Here is an 18,347-nt window from a genome sequence, read left to right as displayed (position 1 = left end):
CTTTGACCGCGCACCGTCAACATTCTTTCTGTCTTTTCACTGCCTTTGCGTGGAATTTGCGACGGACGCCGGTTATTTCGCGGCGTCGTCGTGAAAATGGTTGTAGACCTGCCTGGCGACGGCTTCCGATATGCCTTCGACCGTCATCAGGTCGGAAAGGGCAGCGCGCGAAACCGCCTTCGCCGTGCCGAAATGCTGGAGCAGCGCCCGTTTGCGGGATGGCCCGATGCCGCCGATCTCGTCGAGCGGGTTCTTGACCATCTCCTTCTTGCGCCGCGCCCGGTGCGAGCCGATGGCGAAACGATGCGCCTCGTCACGCATGCGCTGAATGAAATAGAGCACCGGATCGCGCGGCGGCAGCGTGAAACTCTCGCGTCCCGGCGGAAAGAAGCGCTCGCGCCCGGCATCGCGGTCGACGCCCTTGGCAATGCCGATCGCCGTCACGCTGTCGGTGATGCCGAGTTCGGCGAGAATTCCGCGCACCGCCGTCATCTGCCCCTGGCCGCCGTCGATGAGGATCACATCCGGCCAGGCCGGGAAGGGCATGTCGGCGGCATCGGCAGCGGCTGCCTGCGCCGTCCGGTCGGGAATGCCTTCCTCCTTGATCAGCCGCGAGAACCGCCGTGTCATCACCTCCTTCATCATCCCGAAGTCGTCGCCGGGGGTGATGTCGGTCGATTTGATGTTGAACTTGCGGTACTGGTTCTTCACGAAGCCTTCCGGCCCCGCCACCACCATGCCGCCGACGGCATTGGTGCCCATGATGTGCGAGTTGTCGTAGATCTCGATGCGCTGCGGCGCATAGGTAAGCCCGAACGTGTCCTTGAAACCCTCGAGCAGCCGCGATTGCGACGCCGTCTCGGCAAGCTTTCGCCCATGCGCCTCGCGCGCATTGCCGACGACGTGATCGACCAGGTCGCGCTTCTCGCCACGCTGCGGCACGAGGATGGAAACCTTATGGCCGGCCTTTTCGCTGAGCGCGGCGGCGAGCAGTTCCATCTCTTCGATCGTTTCCGACAGCATGATCTGCTTCGGCACCGGCTTGTCGTCGTAGAACTGCGCGAGGAAGGCGTTCAGCACTTCGGCGCCTGATAGTTGCGGGTCGGCCTTGGGAAAATAGGCGCGGTTGCCCCAGTTCTGTCCGGTGCGGAAGAAGAACACCTGGATGCAGGAGACGCCGCCCTCATGGTGGATGGCGAAAACGTCGGCTTCCTCGACGCCGGCAGGGTTGATGCCCTGGTGGCTCTGCACATGCGAGAGTGCTGCCAGGCGATCACGATAGACCGCGGCCCGCTCGAAGTCGAGGTCCTCGGCCGCCTGGTTCATCGCTTCGGCCATATGCGACTTCACCTTCTGGCTCTTGCCGGACAGGAAGTCCTTCGCCTCCTGCACCAGTTCGCCGTAACCAGCGTCGCTGACCTCGTGGGTGCACGGGCCGGAACAGCGCTTGATCTGGTAGAGCAGGCAGGGGCGTGTGCGCGTCTCGAAGACGCTGTCGGTGCAGGTGCGGATCAGGAAGGCGCGCTGCAGCGAATTGATCGTGCGCCCGACGGCGCCGGCCGAAGCGAAGGGGCCGAAATAGTCGCCCTTTCGCGCCCGCGCGCCGCGATGTTTGAAAATGGCAGGCGCCCGGTGATCGCCGGTGATCAGGATATAGGGAAAGGACTTGTCGTCGCGCAGCAGCACGTTAAAGCGCGGCCGCAAGCGCTTGATCAGATTCGCTTCCAAGAGCAGCGCTTCGGTTTCCGTGCGCGTCGTCACGAATTCCATGTTCGCCGTCTGGCGCACCATCTGGGCGATGCGGTTGGAATGCACGCGGCCGACGGCGTAATTGCCGACGCGCTTCTTCAGGCTGCGCGCCTTGCCGACATAGAGCACATCGCCCTCGGCATTGAACATGCGGTAGACGCCGGGGCTGTTCGGCAGCCGCTTGACGAATTCGCCGATCAGTTCGGCGCCGACGAGCCCGGTCTCGTTGAGGCTGCCGGCGTTCCAGTCGACCGTGGTCGCAAGCGGGGCAGCGGCGGAAACGTCGCCTTCCACCTCGATATCGTCTTCGCTCTCATCCGTATCGTCGTAGAGAACGCCGCCATCCGGCAGCTTTCGTCCGTTCATTCCGTAATCTCCGCCACATCGGGCGTCTGCCAGGCGAGGTGCTGGCCGCCGTCGAGGGCAATCATCTGGCCGGTGATCGAGGGCGTGTCGTAAAGGAAGCGAATCGTTTGTCCGAATTCCTCCAGCGCCGGCCCTCGCTGCAGGATAAGGGCTGAGACCTGCGCTTGGAAGTCCTCCTGCGCCTGCCGCTCGCTCGGCATCGCGGGACCGGGGCCGATGGCATTGACGCGGATGCCCGGCGCCAATGCCTGGGCAAGCGTCTGTGTCGCCGTCCACAGCGCCGACTTGGAGAGTGTATAGGAATAGAAGCTGGGTCTGAGTGCCCAGACCCGCTGATCGATGATGTTGACGATCAGCCCCGCCGCGTCGGCGGGCATCTGCTGGGCGAAGGCGGCAGCCAGGATCGAGGGCGCGCGCACATGCAGGTCGAAATGCAGCGCCCATGTGCCGGCGTTGAAACTGCGGACGGAATCATGCTGGAAGACCGATGCATTATTGACCAGCAGATCGAGCGGCCCGAGCGCTTCCGACGCTCTTTTGACCAGCGCGCCTGTTTCGCCGATATCGGTCAGGTCGGCCTGAAGCGCGACCGCCCGATATCCCTTTCGCCGCAATTCCGCCACCAGCTCTTCGGCTTCGCCGATGGAGCCGTTCGCGTGGATCGCGACGGAAAAGCCATTTGCAGCAAGGTCTTCGGCGATTGCCCGGCCTATTCTTTTGGCGGCCCCGGTTACAAGGGCTGAGCGAAGTCTTTTGTGGTTCAAAATCCTGCCTTCTGATCCCGCGAGTCTGTCTGACGACTATATAGGGGCGGGCGAAGATTATATAAATAGGCCGCTGCGGTTGCGCCCGCGGGTGAGATATTCTATGTATTATTTGAGAATGCGATTTCATAAAATAAGTATTTTAAGTTTAACCCTTCAGTAAGGTTAATGAAATGTATGTTGCGTCAAAGCAACATCGAATTTCAGCCATGCGGCTGCCACAATGATATCACAATTTGGCTCTTTCAAATCCGCATTTGAGTTCCAATTTCAGTCTCGATCCGGAAGGGACATCTGGCAATATCCCGCCAATGCTTCACTGATAGACAGATGAAAAGCGGTGCGGGACTGAAAGGAGACTAAGTATGCGTGTACTCATTGCTGGCCTCATGGCCTCCGTTTTTGCAATTGCCGGCATCTCGGCAGCTCAGGCGGCCGATGCCGTCGACCAGATTCCGGAAGCACCGGTCGCTCAGGATGCTCCGGTCAAGCCGGCTGGCAACTGGGAAGGCTTCTACCTCGGCGGCGCTGGCACCTACAACATGGGTAGCTTCGGTTCCGACCGCCACACCTATGGTTTCGGCGGCCAGGTCTTCACCGGCTACAACTGGCAGCAGGGCCAGATCGTTTACGGCGTTGAATCCGATCTCGGCTACAGCGGCGACGACGTTTCGCAGGGCGGCGTCAAGAACAAGTATGGCTGGAACGGCTCCGTCCGTGGCCGCGTCGGCTACGACATGAACCCCTTCCTGCTGTACGGCACGGCTGGTCTGGCCATTGGCGACGTCAAGGTTTCCGACGGCACCTCCGACGAAAGCAAGACCAACTATGGTTATACGGTCGGCGCCGGCGTCGAAGCCTTCGTGACCAACAACATCACGACGCGCCTGGAATATCGCTACACCGACTACCAGAGCAAGGACTACGACCTCGACTCCGGCAGCTTCTCGCGCGGTTACGACGAGAACAGCGTCAAGCTCGGTATCGGCGTCAAGTTCTAAGCCGATTGAGCATTCCGAACATGCAGAAGCCGGGTTCATCACCCGGCTTTTTGCTGTCTGCTCACCTTGGGAAAGAAACGCGGGGCTTTTATTCCGCCGCGGATAGCTGCTGTGGGCTCAGACGCAGGGCGGCGGCACGGCGGTGACCTTCGAGCTGTTCGGTGGCGCTCTGGCGAACGGCTGCCGGGGCGACGGCGGCGACACCACGCTCGTCGAGCCATTGGTGGGTGGCGATTTTTACGTAGGATCCCACCCAAAGGCCTCCGGTGTAGCGGCCGGCCGCCATCGTCGGCAGGGTGTGGTTGGTTCCGCAGCACTTGTCGGAATACACCACGCTGGCCAGCTCGCCGATAAAGATCGAGCCGTAATTGCGCAGCTTCTTCGCGGTTGCTTGCGGATCGCGGGTGTGGACCTGGAGATGCTCGGTCGCGATGTAGTCGGAGTAGGCGATCATCGCCGCCTCGTCTTCGACCAGGGTCACTTCGCCGTAGTCCTTCCAGGCAACGCTGGCGACGGGAGCGGTCGACAAGCTTTCCAGTTGCTTCTCAACTTCCTTGATCGTCTCCTCCGCGAGCTTGCGCTCTGTGGTGACCAATCCAACGCGGGTGCGGACGTCATGTTCGGCCTGCGCCAGCATGTCGGTCGCGAGGGTGGCCGGGTTGGCAGTCTCGTCGGCGACGATGAAGATTTCGCTCGGGCCTGCAAGCTGGTCGATGCCGACCTGCCCGAATACCTGACGCTTGGCTTCGTTGACGAAGGCGTTGCCGGGACCGACGATCTTGTCGACGCCGGGAATCGTCTCGGTGCCGTAGGCCATAGCAGCGATCGCCTGGGCTCCGCCGATCCGGAAGATACGGTCCGCGCCTGCGAGATGGCAACCCGCGATCATTGCCGGATGTGCGTTCGGCGGAAGGCAGGCGATGATCTGATCGCAGCCTGCGACCTTGGCCGGAACGATCGTCATGACTGGGGCGGAGAGAAGCGGATAACGGCCGCCGGGCACGTAGCAGCCGACGATTTCGATTGGGATGACGCGGTGTCCAAGATGGAGCCCCGGGAGACTTTCGATCTCAAGCGGGAGGATGGTCTTAAGCTGGGCCTCGGCGAAGCGGCGAACATTCGCGATGGCGAATTCGGTATCTTCGCGCGTCTGGGGATCGAGCTCGGCGATCGCTTTCTTTTTTTCTTCCTCGGTCACTTCGAAGTTCGCAACGTCGGCTTTGTCGAACATGGCGGAATATTCCCGAACGGCCGCATCGCCGCGCTCGCGAACATTGGCGATGATTTCCTTGACGGTCTTTTCGATCGCCGCCGTGTCGTTAACGGCGTCCCGTTTCGGAGCCTTGATCTGGGTGAATTTGCCCTTGAGTGCATCAAGCCGCGACGTCATGAGTGTCTCCCTTTGTGCGTGGTGGCGGGAGCATCCCGCACGGAACTCATTCCGACAATTGCCTCGAAGGCGCCTGTTCAGTATTTTCACCGGTTGGAAAGTGCGCGGCTTCATCGAGTTTCCAGCGCGCTGACATGGTGCCATGTTCGTCGGGCAACTTCATGAAACAAGGAGGTCGGAATGCCGAAAATCGGGAGCAAGCTGCGGGAGTTGCGACGTAGGCGCGACCTGGGCGTTCGGGAGTTGGCCGTTCGGTCGGGCATCTCCCACTCAACGATCTCTCTGATAGAGCGGGACAAAATGAGCCCATCCATCGACACTCTCGGAGCGGTGCTCGATGCCCTCGGCACGACGTTGCCCGGCTTTTTCTCCGACCTGCAATCGAGCCTGCCCTACACACCGTTCTACGCGGCGGTGGACCTCGTCGAGATAGGAAAGGTCGACACCATATCGTACCGCGTGATTGGTCTCGACCATCCCAACCGCCAGATGCTGATGTTACACGAGAAGTACAGGGTAGGGGCCGACTCCGGTGAGGAGTTCACCCATGCGGCGCAAGAGGCGGGGATGATCCTGTCCGGCGCTGTGGAAATAACCGTCGGGAATCAAAAGAAAGTTCTGCGTTCGGGCGACGGTTATTACTTCGACAGCCGATTGCCCCATAGGTTCCGCAATGTTCACGATGGCGAGAGCGAAATACTGAGCGCGATAACGCCGCCTACATACTAGCGCGCCCCTGGCACGTGGAAGTCGTGGTGAGAATAATCACCAAGCCGGTTAGGCCGACTTCCAAATCCCTCGAAACGTGTTTTCCTATCGCCCGGTCGAAGGAAAACCAGGGGAGCCCCAAAAATGAAATTCCTGACTGCTACACTGATCGCATCCACTATTCTCATGGGCGGCGCGCTTACAGTCCACGCTCGTGATCTCACAGTTGTGTCTTGGGGAGGCAACTTCCAGGATGCACAGCGCAAAATTTTCTTCGAGCCTTTCGCCAAGGAGAGCGGCAAGCCCGTTCTCGACGAAAGCTGGGATGGCGGATACGGCGTCCTGCGGGCCAAGGTGAAGGCGGGCACGCCAAACTGGGATGTCGTCGAAGTCGAATCCGAGGAACTGGCCCTCGGTTGCGCGGACGTCATTTACGAAAAGATCGATTGGCAGAAGCTGGGCGGCAAGGAGGCGTATCTCCCAGCGGCCGTCAGCGACTGCGGCGTCGGCAACATCGTGTGGTCCACCGGTCTCTCCTACGATGCCGACAAGCTCAAGGAAGCGCCGAAGTCCTGGGCCGATTTCTGGGATGTCAAAAAATTCCCGGGTAAGCGCGGTCTTCGCAAGGGACCGAAGTACGCCCTGGAGTTCGCGCTCATGGCCGATGGCGTTCCCGCCGAGAAGGTTTATGAAGTTCTGAGCGGCCCTGGTGGCGTGGATCGCGCGTTCAAGAAGCTTGATGAACTGAAGCCCGACATTGTGTGGTGGGATGCCGGTGCGCAGCCGCTTCAGTTGCTGTCTTCCGGTCAGGTCGTGATGACCGCCGCCTACAACGGCCGCATCAGCGGTATCAACCGATCCGAAGGAAAGCATTTCGGTTTCGTCTTTCCAGGCAGCGTCTATGCAATCGACAACTGGGTGATCCTCAAGGATAGTCCGAACAAGGACGCAGCGATGGATTTCATCGCCTATGCCAGCAAGGCTGAAAATCAGGCAAAGCTGCCGGAATTTATCGCCTACGGTCTTCCGAACCTCGGTGCGACCAAGCTCGTTCCGGATCAATACAAGAAGGAGCTTCCGACCACGGAAGAAAACCTGAAGGGTGCGATCCCTCTAAAAGTCGATTTCTGGACCGATAACTCCGAAGAGCTGACGCAGCGTTTCAACGCTTGGCTCGGCCAGTAAGACATCGCGCGGGGCCGCTTCGACCCCGCGCCCTTCGAACTGTCTGCATGAGGTAGTCAGTTCCGTGCGGCAACCACCAAATCGCGGGCCCAGATGAGAGACGCATTTATCCAGTTCGAGAAGGTGAGCAAGTCTTTCGGCATCATGACGGTCGTCGACGACCTGGACCTGACGATCGCGAGGGGTGAGTTCGTCAGCATGCTGGGACCGTCCGGATCGGGCAAGACCACGCTGCTGATGATGCTCGCGGGTTTTGAGGGGCCGTCGAAAGGTTCCATTGCCGTCGGTGGCAAGCGCGTCGACGCGTTACCTCCATATAAACGGAACATGGGAGTGGTCTTTCAGAATTACGCGCTGTTCCCTCATATGACCGTGTCGGAAAACGTCGCCTTCCCCCTCAGGATGCGAGGTGTTTCGAGGGCCGAAACAGTCGAGCGCGTCGGCCGGGCGCTTGACATGGTGCAACTGGCCGCCTTCCAGGACCGGCGTCCCATCCAGTTGTCCGGGGGGCAGCAACAACGCGTGGCATTGGCGCGGGCACTGGTGTTCGAGCCCGAGGTCGTCCTGATGGACGAACCGTTGGGCGCGCTCGACAAGAAGCTCCGCGAGCAGATGCAACTCGACATCCGCGATATCCATCGGCGGCTTGGCCTTACGATCGTCTTCGTCACGCACGATCAGACCGAAGCGCTCACGATGTCGGACCGCATCGCGATCTTCAATCACGGGAAGATCGAACAGATCGACGAGCCATCCGAAATATACGATCGTCCACGCACACAGTTCGTCGCACAGTTCATCGGAGAGACAAATCTTCTCGTCGGCAAGGTGTCGCGTTCCGGCGACGGAAGTTTCGAAGTCAGGCTCGATGGCGGGCAGCACCTGAATGTTCATTCGTCTCAGGATATGGTCAACAACAAGAATGTGAAGGTTTCGGTCCGACCGGAACGGGTTGAAATCAACGCCGGCTCGCCCTCCGCCAATCGCCTCAAGGCCACAGTGTCTGACATCGTCTATCACGGCGATCATCTCCAAATTCGTCTTGCGGCGCAGGGCCTCGACCTGATCGTGAAGGCGGATCGCCGCGCGACGCCGCCGCAGATCGGCGACGAGGTCACCGCGTCCTTTGCCGCCGAGCAGTGTTGGATTGTGGCATGACGCACGAAGCTCGCTTCCGGAGGCAGTTGACATCCTTCGCGCTAATAGCACCGCTGGCGTTGTTTCTGGCTTTCTTCTTCGTGGTACCGTTGGCGAACATGATGTCGTCGGCGGTGTCCGACCCGGTCGCGTCCGAAGCTCTTCCTAACACGGCCTCCGCCTTTAAGGGGTGGGACGGCGCATCGGTCCCGTCGGCCGAGGTTCAGAAGATGTTCGTCCGCGACCTTCGGGCGATCAACGATCCTGAACTCTTCGGCGATCTCGTGCGACGCCTGAATAGCGCGAAGTCCGGATTCAGGACTCTGATGAGCAAGACACGTTCTGCCGCCGAGGCCGATGAGAATCTCGCCGACTTGGTGGCCGTGGATGAGCGTTGGGCTGAGCCGGCCTTTTGGATAGCAGTGCGCGACGCGTCGAGATCGGCGATCACCGATAGGAACTTGCTGGCTGCCGTCGATTTGATGCGTGACCCGCAAGGCAACATCACTTCTGTCCCCGAAGGTATATCGGCAAACCGGGACATTCTGGTCCGCACCCTGTTCACATCCGCGATCGTGACGATCTGCTGCGTCCTGCTTGGACTTCCCTTTGCCATGGTGGCCGCGTCCGTCACCGGATGGAGGCGGCAACTCCTGTTGGCAGCAGTCCTTCTGCCTCTTTGGACTTCGCTTCTGGTGCGGACGGCAGCTTGGTACATCCTGCTGCAGGACAACGGCCTCATTAATTCGGCACTCGAATTTCTCAGGATCACGGACGGCCCGGTCTCGCTCATCTTCAACCGCGTCGGTGTCGTGATCGCAATGACGCATGTGCTGCTGCCCTTCATGGTGCTGCCGATCTTCAGCGTCCTGATCTCCGTACCGAGGAACCTTATGCCCGCCGCAGCCTCCCTGGGGGCTCCGCCGATCAGGGCTTTCTGGCTCGTCCTCATGCCCCTTTCGATGCGGGGCGTCGTGTCCGGATCGCTCTTGGTCTTCATGAGCGCACTTGGTTACTACATCACCCCGGCGCTTATCGGCGGCGCGAAAGATCAGATGATCAGCGGCGTGATCGCGTACTACGCGACGGGCGCGGCAAACTGGGGAATGGCTGGAGCATTGGGGCTAGTGCTTTTGCTGGCCACCATCACCCTCTACGTCGTCTACCTCCGACTCTCCTCAGAGGAGGCGCGAGCATGAAGCTACTGCCGATTTCGAAACTGGTTTTCGGTGCCGTTACCGTCTTCTTCCTGATGGCGCCGCTGGTGGCGATTTTGCCGCTCGCGTTTACCAACAGCGTGTTCTTGAACTATCCCATTCCCGGCTTCTCCCTTCGGTGGTTCATTGAACTGTTCACGGCCGGAGCCTGGAAGATGTCCATCGTCAACAGCCTCATCATAGGGGCGGGGACCACCGTGCTGGCAACGGTGCTCGGGACCGTTGCATCTCTTGGCCTCCGCGGGACGTCGTTCTCGCTGGTATTTGGCTTCATCAGAACCGTGTTCCTCCTGCCCATGGTCGTGCCGGCCGTTGTTTTGGGTGTCGGAATGCAGTTGATGTTCGCTCAGTATGGCCTCGCAAACACGTACATTGGCGTGATCGTCGCCCACACTGTGCTGGCCGTGCCATTTGTCATCGTAAACGTCACTGCCTCACTTCAAGGCATTGACAGCCGGCTTGAACGCGCGGCGGCGAGCCTAGGCGCGGCACCCCACGTCGTTCTGCGCACCGTGACGCTGCCTTTGGCGATGCCGGGCATCATCTCGGGCGCTGTCTTCGCCTTTGCGACTTCGCTCGACGAGGTGGTCCTGACGCTCTTCGTCGCGGGCCCAAACCAACGGACTTTGGCCCGGCAGATGTTCTCCACCATCCGGGAAAATATCAGTCCGGCCATCGCAGCCGCCGCGTTCGTGTTCATCGCTGGGACGGTGGTCATCGCGGTACTGGTCAATCTTGGGAAAAGGAGGACCCAAAACGCCTAAAGCGCGTCGCGATCTTTCAGATTCGCTCCTCGCGCTTTAGGTCTTTGTTTTTACGCATGTCGTTCTCGTAAAACCGCCGCACACTTTTGCGCGACATGCTCTAGGCTATGCGCTGGTCTTGAGCTCCGGATAGGCGGGGAATTTCTTTTCGAACTGCGCCAACCAGTCGATCAGCGGCGCATGATCGGCTTCCCACTGGCCCTTGAAGCGCAGGTCGAGATAGCCGAGCGTGGCGGCCAAGGCGAAATGTCCGCCGTTGAGTTTCTTGCCTGCTTTCGGCGGATTGGCGCTGAGATGCGCAAGCCCGCTCGTGACCTTCTTCCATTGCCGGTCGATCCACGGCTGGTGGATCTTTTCCTCGTCGCGAAAGCGCCGCTCGTACATGATCGCCAGCAGGCAGTCGCAGATGCCGTCGCAGAGCGCTTCGAGGACTTCCGCATCGGTGCGTTTGCCCTTCTTGGAAGGGTAGAGCTTGCCCTTCGCCAGCCGGTCGAAATAATGCATGATCGCCACGCTGTCGAAGACCGCGGCGCCGTCATCGATCAGAAGCGTCGGGATCTTGCCGAGCGGATTGTTGTCCACCAGGATCGCCGGCCCGGCATTGGTGTCGACCCGGACGGCATTCAATTCCAGGCCCAGGAAATGCGCGGCCATCCGCACTTTGCTGGAATAGGGCGAGGGGGACGACCAAAGAAGCTTCATGGGATACCTGACGAGTTTTTAAAACTGCGGCGGACTATTCCCGAAGCCTCTTGCCCGGTCAATCGCCCCGTCCGTCAATCGTCCCCCAGTCGATCATCCTTGACCGCCTTGGTCTCGCCGCGCAGCCAGAAGGCCCGGTGCGAGGCGAAGCGGTCCTGCGCCAGATGGTCTTTCAGTGCCGGCAGCAACTGGTGCAGCTCGTCCTTCAGCGTGAAGGGCGGATTGACGATGACGAGGCCGGAGCCCGTCAGTCCGGTGATGCCGCGGTCGCTGCGCACGGTCAGTTCGGCGCAGAGCATCTTCGGGATGTCGAGCGCCTGCAGCGTCTCGTGGAATTCCTTGATCGGCGCACCCTTCTTCAGCGGATACCACAGGCAATAGGTGCCGCCGGGAAAGCGGCGATAGGCCTTTTCCAGCCCCTCGGCCAGACGTTGATATTCATTCTCTTCCTCGAAGGGCGGATCGACAAGCACGATGCCGCGCTTCTCTTTCGGCGGCAGATGCGCGCCCAGCGCCAGCCAGCCGTCGAGCTCGGTGATGCGGGCGTGGTGATCGCCTTCGAACAGCCGGTGCAGCCGGAGATAATCCTCGGGATGCAGCTCCATTGCCGACAGACGGTCCTGCGGCCGGAACAGCAGGCGGGCAAGTTTCGGCGATCCGGGATAAAAGCGGATGCCGCCCTCAGGGTTGAGCTCGCGGATTGCCGAGAGATAGGGCTCCAGCAGCTCGGAAACCTGCGGCCCGAGATCCGCCTGCATCAGCTTGCCGATGCCCTCAAGCCATTCGCCGGTTTTCTGCGCTTCTTCGGAGGAGAGGTCGTAGAGCCCGATGCCGGCATGCGTGTCGAGCACGCGGAATGCTGCGTCCTTCTTCTGCATGTAGCGGATCAGCCGCGCCAGCACGGCATGTTTCAGCACATCGGCAAAATTGCCCGCATGATATATGTGGCGGTAGTTCATTTTCGCTGATGCCCGTATGAATTCGCGTTATCGAGAGTTTTTGTGGCTTTTGGCCGCAGAAGCCTTGCAATATACAAAGGCCATGAACATTGCGACCCCCATCCATGCCAAATCCCCGAAGCTGGACAGCAAGGTCGGCCACACGGCCTGTCCGCATGACTGTCCATCCACCTGCGCGCTGGAGGTCGAGATAGCGGAGGATGGCCGCATCGGCCGCGTGCGCGGCGCAAACGATCATTCCTACACCTCGGGCGTCATCTGCGCCAAGGTCGCCCGTTATTCCGAACGGCTTTATCATCCCGACCGGCTGATGCATCCCCTGCGCCGCACCGGCGCCAAGGGGGCAGGGCAATGGCAGCAGATTTCCTGGGACGATGCGCTTGACGAGATCGCCGAAGCCTTCGTGAAGGCCGAGGCGAGGGACGGCAGCGAGGCGATCTGGCCCTATTTCTATGCCGGCACCATGGGCTGGGTGCAGCGCGATTCCATCGATCGCCTGCGCCATGCCAAGCGCTATTCCGGTTTCTTCTCGTCGATCTGCACCAACCCGGCCTGGACCGGCTTCACCGTGGCGACCGGCACGCTGCGCGGTCCCGATCCGCGCGAGATGGGCCGCACCGATTGCGTCGTCATCTGGGGCACCAATGCGGTCTCTACCCAGGTCAACGTGATGACCCACGCCATCAAGTCGCGCAAGGAGCGCAGCGCCAGGATCGTCGTCATCGACATCTACGACAATCCGACGATGAAGCAGGCCGACATGGCGCTGATCGTCAAGCCGGGCACCGATGCGGCACTCGCCTGCGCCGTCATGCACATCGCCTTCCGCGATGGCTATGCCGACCGTGAGTACATGACGAAATACGCCGACGATCCGCAAGGTCTCGAAGCGCATCTGAAGACCAGGACGCCGCAATGGGCGGCTGCGATCACCGGCCTTTCGGTCGACGAGATCGAAGCCTTCGCCCGCCTCGTCGGCACGACGAAGAAGACCTTCTTCCGCCTGGGCTACGGCTTTACCCGCCAGCGCAACGGGGCTGTTGCCATGCATGCGGCCGCTTCGATCGCCACGGTTCTCGGCTCCTGGCAATATGAGGGCGGCGGCGCCTTCCATTCGAACACCGATATCTTCCGCATGAACAATGTGGAATTGACCGGCCGGGCGATGAAGGATGCCGATATCCGCATGCTCGACCAGTCGCAGATCGGCCGGGTGTTGACCGGCGATCCGGTGGCGCTGCGCCATCGCGGCCCGGTGACGGCCATGCTGATCCAGAACACCAATCCGGCCAACATCGCCCCCGAGCAGCGCCTCGTCAGGCGCGGCTTTGCCCGCGACGACCTCTTCGTTGCCGTCCACGAGCAGTTCATGACCGAAACGGCCGACATCGCCGATATCGTCATTCCGGCGACGATGTTCGTCGAGCATGACGATATCTACCGCGCCGGCGGCCAGAACCATATTCTGCTGGGGCCGAAGCTGGTCGAGCCGCCGCCGAGCGTGCGCAGCAATCTCTTCGTCATCGAGGAGCTGGCCAAGCGCCTCGGCGTCGCCGATCGTCCCGGCTTCGGCTTCACTGCCCGCGAGATGGTCGACCGCGTGCTCGAGGCGAGTGGTTTGCCGGATTACGAGCATTTCCTCGAGCACAAATGGTTCGATCGCCAGCCGGCTTTCGAGGAGGCGCACTTCCTGAACGGCTTTGCCCATCCCGATGGCAGGTTCCATTTCCGCCCGGACTGGATCAATCAGCCGGCGCCGAACAAGCCGCCGGCGGCGATCGGCGTGCTCGGGCCGCATGCTGCGTTGCCGGCCTTCCCGGATCAGGTCGATGTCATCGAAGTCGCCGATCCCGAGCATCCTTTCCGTCTCGCCACCTCGCCGGCACGCAACTTCCTGAATTCGAGCTTCTCCGAGACCAAGACCTCCCGCCAGAAGGAAGGCCGCCCCGAGGTCATGATCAATCCGGCCGACGCCGAGGCCGGCGGCATCGCCCATGGAGACCTTGTGCGCATCGGCAACAGCCGCGGCGACCTGCGCATCCACGCCCGCATCACCACCGAAGTGAAATCGGGCGTGCTGATCGCCGAGGGCCTCTGGCCGAACAAGGCGCATGTCGACGGCGAGGGTATCAACGTCTTGACCGGCGCCGACCCGGTCGCGCCCTATGGCGGGGCGGCCGTACACGACAACAAGGTCTGGCTTCGCAAGGACGCAGTATGATGCAGCCGAAATCACGGGTGAAAATCGTCAGCGAGGAAACGCTGTCGAATGGCTGGACGCGGTTGAGCAGCTATCTGCTCGACTATATCGACCGCAGAGGCGCGACCCAGAGATTGAAGCGGGAGGTCTATCACCGCACGCAGGCCGCCTGCATCCTGCTTTACGATCCGAAACGCGATCTCGTCGTCCTCGTCCGCCAGTTCCGCCTTCCTGTCCATCTCCATGGCGATCCCGCCTGGATGATCGAGGTGCCGGCCGGCCTTCTCGACGACGATCATCCCGAAGCCGCGATCCGCCGCGAGGCGATGGAGGAGACCGGTTACCACCTGCGCGACGCGCGTTTCCTGTTCAAATGCTATACCTCGCCGGGTGCCATCACCGAAGTGGTCCACTTCTTCGTCTCTCTGATCGACAGCGCCGATCGCGTGGCGGAAGGCGGCGGCCTGGACGAGGAGCACGAGGATATCGAGATTCTCGAAGTCCCGCTCGACGAAGCCGCCGCAATGATCGAAACCGGCGAGATCTTCGACGCCAAGACGATCGTGCTGCTGCAATGGGCGCTGTTGAACAGGGACAAACTTCGATAGCGGGGAAGGCGATCGGGACCTGCTTCTTGACGTGGCCTGTGGCGCGGATCGACATGATCCACGAGGGGTATTAGTTCTCCCCGCGAACGCGCATCATTTGCCGAAAGGCGCGCCGCTTGACTGCAGGCATCGCGTTGACGATGCGCATCACGCCGCGCGTCACAGCGAGCTGGAGTCTGCCGACAAGCGGCCGATGCACCAGATCGCCGGTGCTGTAGCGAAGCATCTCGACTTCGTAGGCATGTATGGCTTCGACGAGCGGCTTTCGTCCTTGGTCTGCTTCGACCAGCATGTGTCCAAGCAGAGCGGCATCGCGAAGGGCTGTATTGGCGCCCGCGCCTCGTCCGGGTGTCATGGTATGGATGGCGTCACCGAGCAGAGTGACATTTGAACTCGCCCAAGGCGTCAGCGGGACCGAGGTCCTGACCTTGATGTCGCGGATCGTCGAGGGGGCCGTCATGCGGATGAGGGTGCGTAAATGCGGATGCCAGTCCCGTGCGAGCTCGAGAGCCAGTTCCCTCAGCTGTTCGCCGCTCAGGGTGGCCGGATCCCGCGGGCAATTCTGCCGAGCGCCCCATATCCCCCAGCCGATGCTGTCCTCGTCGAGTGCTTCGACGAAATCCGGCCATCGAGCAGCGACACCGGGATCATTTCGGCTGTCGGCGAACTCGAGCGAGTGAATGATTGCGCCGAAGCCCATCGGCGCCATAATCAGCGACATGCCCTCGAACATTTTGTCCGACAGCAGAGCTTTCGTCTCGGCCGTCATAGGAATTTTGCCCCCGATCGATATGATCCCCGTATCTTCCAGACGCGCTTCCGGCAGGCGTTGCCTGCGTACCGCGGAACCCGTGCCGTCGGCGCCGACCAGGACGTCTCCCGTGACGCGGCTCCCATCCTGAAAGCAGGCGGTGACCGACCCGTCGGCGTTGCTTGAGTAGCCTTGAAGCGCTTTCCCGAAGAGGACGTCGTCTTCAAGACCCCTGAGCAGAACCCGCCTCAGCGTCTTTCGAATGACATTCCTTTCACCGTCGAGAGCATTCGGGCCTGCATCATCGATATCGAAGCTCAGCACTTCGCAGAGCTGTTCAGTGAGCATGTTGAAATAACGCGGCGATCTGGCGCAGGTGGCGACATAGAGATCGTAGAGCTCGCCGGGAATGCAGGCTCGCAGCGCTCGGTTTCCAGCCGGGCTGATGCCGACGCGATAACCACCGCTGTCGGTATTCGGCTGGAGGTCGCGTTCATACACCGCTACGCAAACCCCCGCCTGCTTAAGCAGCTGAGCGAGTGCCAGGCCGCCAGTCCCGGCGCCGATAATCAAAACCTTCATGGTGTTACTCTTGGTCGAGTTTGGCGTCGGTGGAGAACTTGGCGGCGATCTGCCTCAGCCATTCTTCCGTCCAGGCGATGCGCTGGGCGCCGAGGTCCCCGACAATGCCGTTGACCCAGGATAATTCGGCTGCGTGAAGCGCTCGGAGATATTCCATTTCGAGAAGGAAGAGCCTTGGAACCACCTGCGCTTCCTGCAGGACTTCGTCGATCCGGTGAAGTTCCGCCTCGAGGGCTTTTGCTCTGAGCTTGAGCTGTCTCGCCACATCATCAGGTGTGAGCAGAGGAAGAAATGATATGGCTGCGGGGAATTCCGGATATTCCTGCGTTAAGGTCGACAATATCGTCCGCATCCATTCCAGCGAGATCTCGCGGCCCTTCGCGCTTATCTCGTATACGGTCCGCTCGGGACGCTTGTCATCCCGGACTGTTTTCTGCGCGGTGATCAAACCCTCGCGTTCGAGCCGCTGGATTGTTTGATAAAGGCTCGCTCGCTGTGTGACATTGATCACCTCGGCCTTGCCGCGCTCCTTGATGAGCCGCTGCATTCGATAGGGATGCAGTGGCTCTTCCATGAGCATTGCAAGGACGGCGAGGGCGATGGGAGAGCGTTTGATCGCCATAGTCATAATATTACTAGTTATTTTATTACTAGTCAATGCGACCGCCGGGGCCGGCGCCTTCTGGATATATGCTGCCTGGATCGATGATCGTGAATCGGGGCAAGCCCATCCAGCCATTCCAAAGCTCAGCTTTCCGCTTTAAGAATAGCGCTCGTAATTTCATACGGCTGTCACCAAGCGGTTCTATCCGCTGCGGCAATCATCGGATGCGGTCAGGAGAAGACCATGTGGCTCAGCAATTTCACCCTCGTTCTCCCGAACGGGGTGGTGAGTGAAGGTTCCGTGCGTATCGAGGATGGCGTCATCGCCGAGATCCGGCCCGAGCCGGTTGCCGCTGCCGCCATCGACGGCGGCGGGCGCTTGCTGATGCCCGGTTTCGTCGATCTCCATGGCGACATGATCGAGCGCGAGATTGCGCCGCGGCCGAATGCGACGATGCCGATCGATTTCGGCATTCACGAACTCGACAAGAAGCTCGCCGCTGCCGGTGTCACAACGGCCTTTGCCGCAGTGTCCTTCGCCACCGAAAGCGTTTACGGCCACGTCCGCTCGCTGGAAACGACCTCGGCGGTAATCGAGGGCATCAACCGTCTGCGCGACGATCTGCTGATCGACCACCGCGTCCACGCCCGCTACGAAATCACCAATGTCGGCGCCGCTCCGGCACTGGAGCGCCTGCTGAATGCCGATCAGGTCGACATGGTCTCGCTCACCGACCACACGCCGGGTCAGGGCCAATACAACAACCTGCAAAGCTACATCCTCAGCATTTCCGAGCGCCGCGCCATCTCCGAGGAAATGGCCGCCGAGATCGTCGCCAAGCGCATCGCCATGCGCAGCAATCCTGAGATCGAGGCCAAGCTGAAAGAGATTGTCGCGCTGTCGCTGAAGCACAAGCTGTCGCTCGCCTCGCATGACGATGACAGCGTTGAAAAGGTCGCCGAAATGCATGATCTCGGCGTCACCATCAGCGAGTTTCCGGTCACGGCACCTGCCGCGGAAGAAGCGCGTCGCCGCGGTCTCTGGACGCTGATGGGCGCCCCGAACGCGCTCCGTGGCCAGTCGATGTCCGGCAATCTCAGCGCCCTCGATGCCGCCAAGGCCGGCCTGCTCAGCGTTATCGCCGCCGACTATCATCCGGCCGCCTTCGTGCCCGGCATCTTCAAGCTCGCCGATATGGTGGAAGGCGGCCTGCCGGCCGCTGTCGCCATGGCGACCGCCAACGCCGCCCGCTCCGCCGGCCTCTCCGACCGCGGCGAAATCGCCCTCGGTCAGCGCGCCGATCTGGTGGCGGTGGAACCCGGCGACATCAACCGCATCCGCGCCACCTTCCGCGCCGGCCGCTTCGTCTACAGCGACGGCACGCTGCATCCGCTGCGGGCGATGGCGGCTTAATGCATTGCCCTGAAACTTGTGGTTTCGCCCCTCACCCTAACCCTCTCCCCGTAAACGGGGCGAGGGGACGTGCCCTGCGAGAGGTTGGCAAGGGACGGAGAGGTCGCGGCATGGTCCCTTCGCCCCGTTTACGGGGAGAAGGTGCCGGCAGGCGGATGAGAATCTGTGTTGGTTGTCAAGGCGGATTTGGGGTCCAGAGGCGGTCCTGAGCTAGCAGGCAGTTTGCCAGCACGAGCAGCTTTCGCAT

The 18,347-nt window shown here is 61.0% G+C and carries 16 protein-coding genes; 9 read left to right on the top strand and 7 right to left on the bottom strand.

From position 1 onward, the window contains the following. Nucleotides 1-72 precede the first annotated feature (72 nt). Both uvrC and GGD57_RS24105 read right to left on the bottom strand, forming a co-directional pair. The gene (gene uvrC / locus GGD57_RS24110) at nt 73-2,115 is read right to left on the bottom strand and encodes an excinuclease ABC subunit UvrC (RefSeq protein ID WP_184472750.1); all 2,043 of its coding nucleotides are present in this window, start codon (nt 2,113-2,115) and stop codon (nt 73-75) included. Beyond that, on the bottom strand, nt 2,112-2,879 hold the full coding sequence (locus tag GGD57_RS24105; RefSeq protein WP_184472749.1) for an SDR family oxidoreductase: 768 nt from the start codon (nt 2,877-2,879) through the stop codon (nt 2,112-2,114). The genes uvrC and GGD57_RS24105 overlap by 4 nt, the downstream gene beginning before the upstream one ends. Nucleotides 2,880-3,244: 365 nt before the next feature. Between GGD57_RS24105 and GGD57_RS24100 the strand changes: the two genes are divergently transcribed. Continuing rightward, nucleotides 3,245-3,880 (top strand): outer membrane protein, encoded by a 636-nt coding sequence (locus GGD57_RS24100; protein WP_085736791.1) that lies wholly within the window; start codon nt 3,245-3,247, stop codon nt 3,878-3,880. A gap of 88 nt (nt 3,881-3,968) precedes the next feature. On the opposite strand, the gene hisD is transcribed toward GGD57_RS24100, so the two are convergent. Then, on the bottom strand, nt 3,969-5,270 hold the full coding sequence (gene hisD / locus GGD57_RS24095) for a histidinol dehydrogenase (protein ID WP_184472837.1): 1,302 nt from the start codon (nt 5,268-5,270) through the stop codon (nt 3,969-3,971). 180 nt (nt 5,271-5,450) lie between these two features. On the opposite strand from hisD, the gene GGD57_RS24090 reads away from it, so the two are divergent. The 5 genes from GGD57_RS24090 to GGD57_RS24070 all read left to right on the top strand — a co-directional run bounded on the left by GGD57_RS24090 (nt 5,451) and on the right by GGD57_RS24070 (nt 10,281). Continuing rightward, nucleotides 5,451-5,999 carry a cupin domain-containing protein gene (locus GGD57_RS24090; RefSeq protein ID WP_184472748.1) on the top strand — a complete coding sequence of 183 codons (549 nt, stop codon included), beginning with the start codon at nt 5,451-5,453 and terminating at the stop codon, nt 5,997-5,999. Between the two features lie 123 nt (nt 6,000-6,122). Beyond that, nucleotides 6,123-7,163, top strand: coding sequence for an ABC transporter substrate-binding protein (locus GGD57_RS24085; RefSeq protein WP_184472747.1), 1,041 nt, complete (start codon nt 6,123-6,125; stop codon nt 7,161-7,163). 93 nt (nt 7,164-7,256) lie between these two features. Beyond that, nucleotides 7,257-8,321 carry an ABC transporter ATP-binding protein gene (locus GGD57_RS24080; RefSeq protein WP_184472746.1) on the top strand — a complete coding sequence of 355 codons (1,065 nt, stop codon included), beginning with the start codon at nt 7,257-7,259 and terminating at the stop codon, nt 8,319-8,321. Continuing rightward, entirely contained in the window at nt 8,318-9,499 is a 1,182-nt protein-coding gene (locus tag GGD57_RS24075; protein WP_184472745.1) for an ABC transporter permease, read from the top strand. Before GGD57_RS24080 ends, GGD57_RS24075 begins: the two co-directional genes overlap by 4 nt. Further along, entirely contained in the window at nt 9,496-10,281 is a 786-nt protein-coding gene (locus GGD57_RS24070) for an ABC transporter permease (protein WP_184472744.1), read from the top strand. Before GGD57_RS24075 ends, GGD57_RS24070 begins: the two co-directional genes overlap by 4 nt. A gap of 105 nt (nt 10,282-10,386) precedes the next feature. Here GGD57_RS24070 and GGD57_RS24065 read toward each other — a convergent pair whose 3' ends face one another. Together GGD57_RS24065 and GGD57_RS24060 are read right to left on the bottom strand one after the other, a co-directional pair. After that, the gene (locus tag GGD57_RS24065; protein ID WP_085736792.1) at nt 10,387-10,983 is read right to left on the bottom strand and encodes a glutathione S-transferase family protein; all 597 of its coding nucleotides are present in this window, start codon (nt 10,981-10,983) and stop codon (nt 10,387-10,389) included. A 74-nt stretch (nt 10,984-11,057) separates the two neighbouring features. Beyond that, complete coding sequence (locus tag GGD57_RS24060; RefSeq protein WP_184472743.1) at nt 11,058-11,942, bottom strand: 23S rRNA (adenine(2030)-N(6))-methyltransferase RlmJ; 885 nt, start codon at nt 11,940-11,942, stop codon at nt 11,058-11,060. Between the two features lie 16 nt (nt 11,943-11,958). On the opposite strand from GGD57_RS24060, the gene GGD57_RS24055 reads away from it, so the two are divergent. Together GGD57_RS24055 and GGD57_RS24050 are read left to right on the top strand one after the other, a co-directional pair. After that, entirely contained in the window at nt 11,959-14,163 is a 2,205-nt protein-coding gene (locus tag GGD57_RS24055) for a molybdopterin-containing oxidoreductase family protein (RefSeq protein WP_184472742.1), read from the top strand. After that, on the top strand, nt 14,160-14,750 hold the full coding sequence (locus tag GGD57_RS24050) for an NUDIX domain-containing protein (protein ID WP_184472741.1): 591 nt from the start codon (nt 14,160-14,162) through the stop codon (nt 14,748-14,750). The genes GGD57_RS24055 and GGD57_RS24050 overlap by 4 nt, the downstream gene beginning before the upstream one ends. Before the next feature lie 70 nt (nt 14,751-14,820). On the opposite strand, the gene GGD57_RS24045 is transcribed toward GGD57_RS24050, so the two are convergent. Then, nucleotides 14,821-16,083, bottom strand: coding sequence for an FAD-dependent oxidoreductase (locus tag GGD57_RS24045; RefSeq protein ID WP_184472740.1), 1,263 nt, complete (start codon nt 16,081-16,083; stop codon nt 14,821-14,823). Nucleotides 16,084-16,087: 4 nt separating this feature from the next. After that, the gene (locus GGD57_RS24040; protein ID WP_184472739.1) at nt 16,088-16,711 is read right to left on the bottom strand and encodes a PadR family transcriptional regulator; all 624 of its coding nucleotides are present in this window, start codon (nt 16,709-16,711) and stop codon (nt 16,088-16,090) included. A 219-nt stretch (nt 16,712-16,930) separates the two neighbouring features. On the opposite strand from GGD57_RS24040, the gene GGD57_RS24035 reads away from it, so the two are divergent. After that, nucleotides 16,931-18,100, top strand: a complete 1,170-nt coding sequence (locus tag GGD57_RS24035) for an alpha-D-ribose 1-methylphosphonate 5-triphosphate diphosphatase (protein WP_184472738.1) — start codon at nt 16,931-16,933, stop codon at nt 18,098-18,100. Nucleotides 18,101-18,347 lie beyond the last annotated feature (247 nt).

The sequence above is a fragment of the Rhizobium esperanzae genome, from assembly GCF_014197615.1.
Classification (GTDB): Bacteria; Pseudomonadota; Alphaproteobacteria; order Rhizobiales; family Rhizobiaceae; genus Rhizobium; species Rhizobium esperanzae_A.
Note: the sequence above shows the minus strand (reverse complement) of the source record. Positions and strands in the feature narration are given on the sequence as shown.

What these genes read in the sequence shown, in the direction of transcription:
- GGD57_RS24070 (WP_184472744.1), top strand. Translation starts at nt 9,496, where the DNA reads ATGAAGCTACTGCCGATTTCGAAACTGGTTTTCGGTGCCGTTACCGTC.
- hisD (WP_184472837.1), bottom strand. Translation starts at nt 5,270, where the DNA reads ATGACGTCGCGGCTTGATGCACTCAAGGGCAAATTCACCCAGATCAAG.
- GGD57_RS24055 (WP_184472742.1), top strand. Translation starts at nt 11,959, where the DNA reads ATGAATTCGCGTTATCGAGAGTTTTTGTGGCTTTTGGCCGCAGAAGCC.
- GGD57_RS24060 (WP_184472743.1), bottom strand. Translation starts at nt 11,942, where the DNA reads ATGAACTACCGCCACATATATCATGCGGGCAATTTTGCCGATGTGCTG.
- GGD57_RS24065 (WP_085736792.1), bottom strand. Translation starts at nt 10,983, where the DNA reads ATGAAGCTTCTTTGGTCGTCCCCCTCGCCCTATTCCAGCAAAGTGCGG.
- GGD57_RS24090 (WP_184472748.1), top strand. Translation starts at nt 5,451, where the DNA reads ATGCCGAAAATCGGGAGCAAGCTGCGGGAGTTGCGACGTAGGCGCGAC.
- GGD57_RS24075 (WP_184472745.1), top strand. Translation starts at nt 8,318, where the DNA reads ATGACGCACGAAGCTCGCTTCCGGAGGCAGTTGACATCCTTCGCGCTA.
- GGD57_RS24085 (WP_184472747.1), top strand. Translation starts at nt 6,123, where the DNA reads ATGAAATTCCTGACTGCTACACTGATCGCATCCACTATTCTCATGGGC.
- GGD57_RS24040 (WP_184472739.1), bottom strand. Translation starts at nt 16,711, where the DNA reads ATGACTATGGCGATCAAACGCTCTCCCATCGCCCTCGCCGTCCTTGCA.
- GGD57_RS24100 (WP_085736791.1), top strand. Translation starts at nt 3,245, where the DNA reads ATGCGTGTACTCATTGCTGGCCTCATGGCCTCCGTTTTTGCAATTGCC.
- GGD57_RS24050 (WP_184472741.1), top strand. Translation starts at nt 14,160, where the DNA reads ATGATGCAGCCGAAATCACGGGTGAAAATCGTCAGCGAGGAAACGCTG.
- GGD57_RS24035 (WP_184472738.1), top strand. Translation starts at nt 16,931, where the DNA reads ATGTGGCTCAGCAATTTCACCCTCGTTCTCCCGAACGGGGTGGTGAGT.
- GGD57_RS24045 (WP_184472740.1), bottom strand. Translation starts at nt 16,083, where the DNA reads ATGAAGGTTTTGATTATCGGCGCCGGGACTGGCGGCCTGGCACTCGCT.
- uvrC (WP_184472750.1), bottom strand. Translation starts at nt 2,115, where the DNA reads ATGAACGGACGAAAGCTGCCGGATGGCGGCGTTCTCTACGACGATACG.
- GGD57_RS24080 (WP_184472746.1), top strand. Translation starts at nt 7,257, where the DNA reads ATGAGAGACGCATTTATCCAGTTCGAGAAGGTGAGCAAGTCTTTCGGC.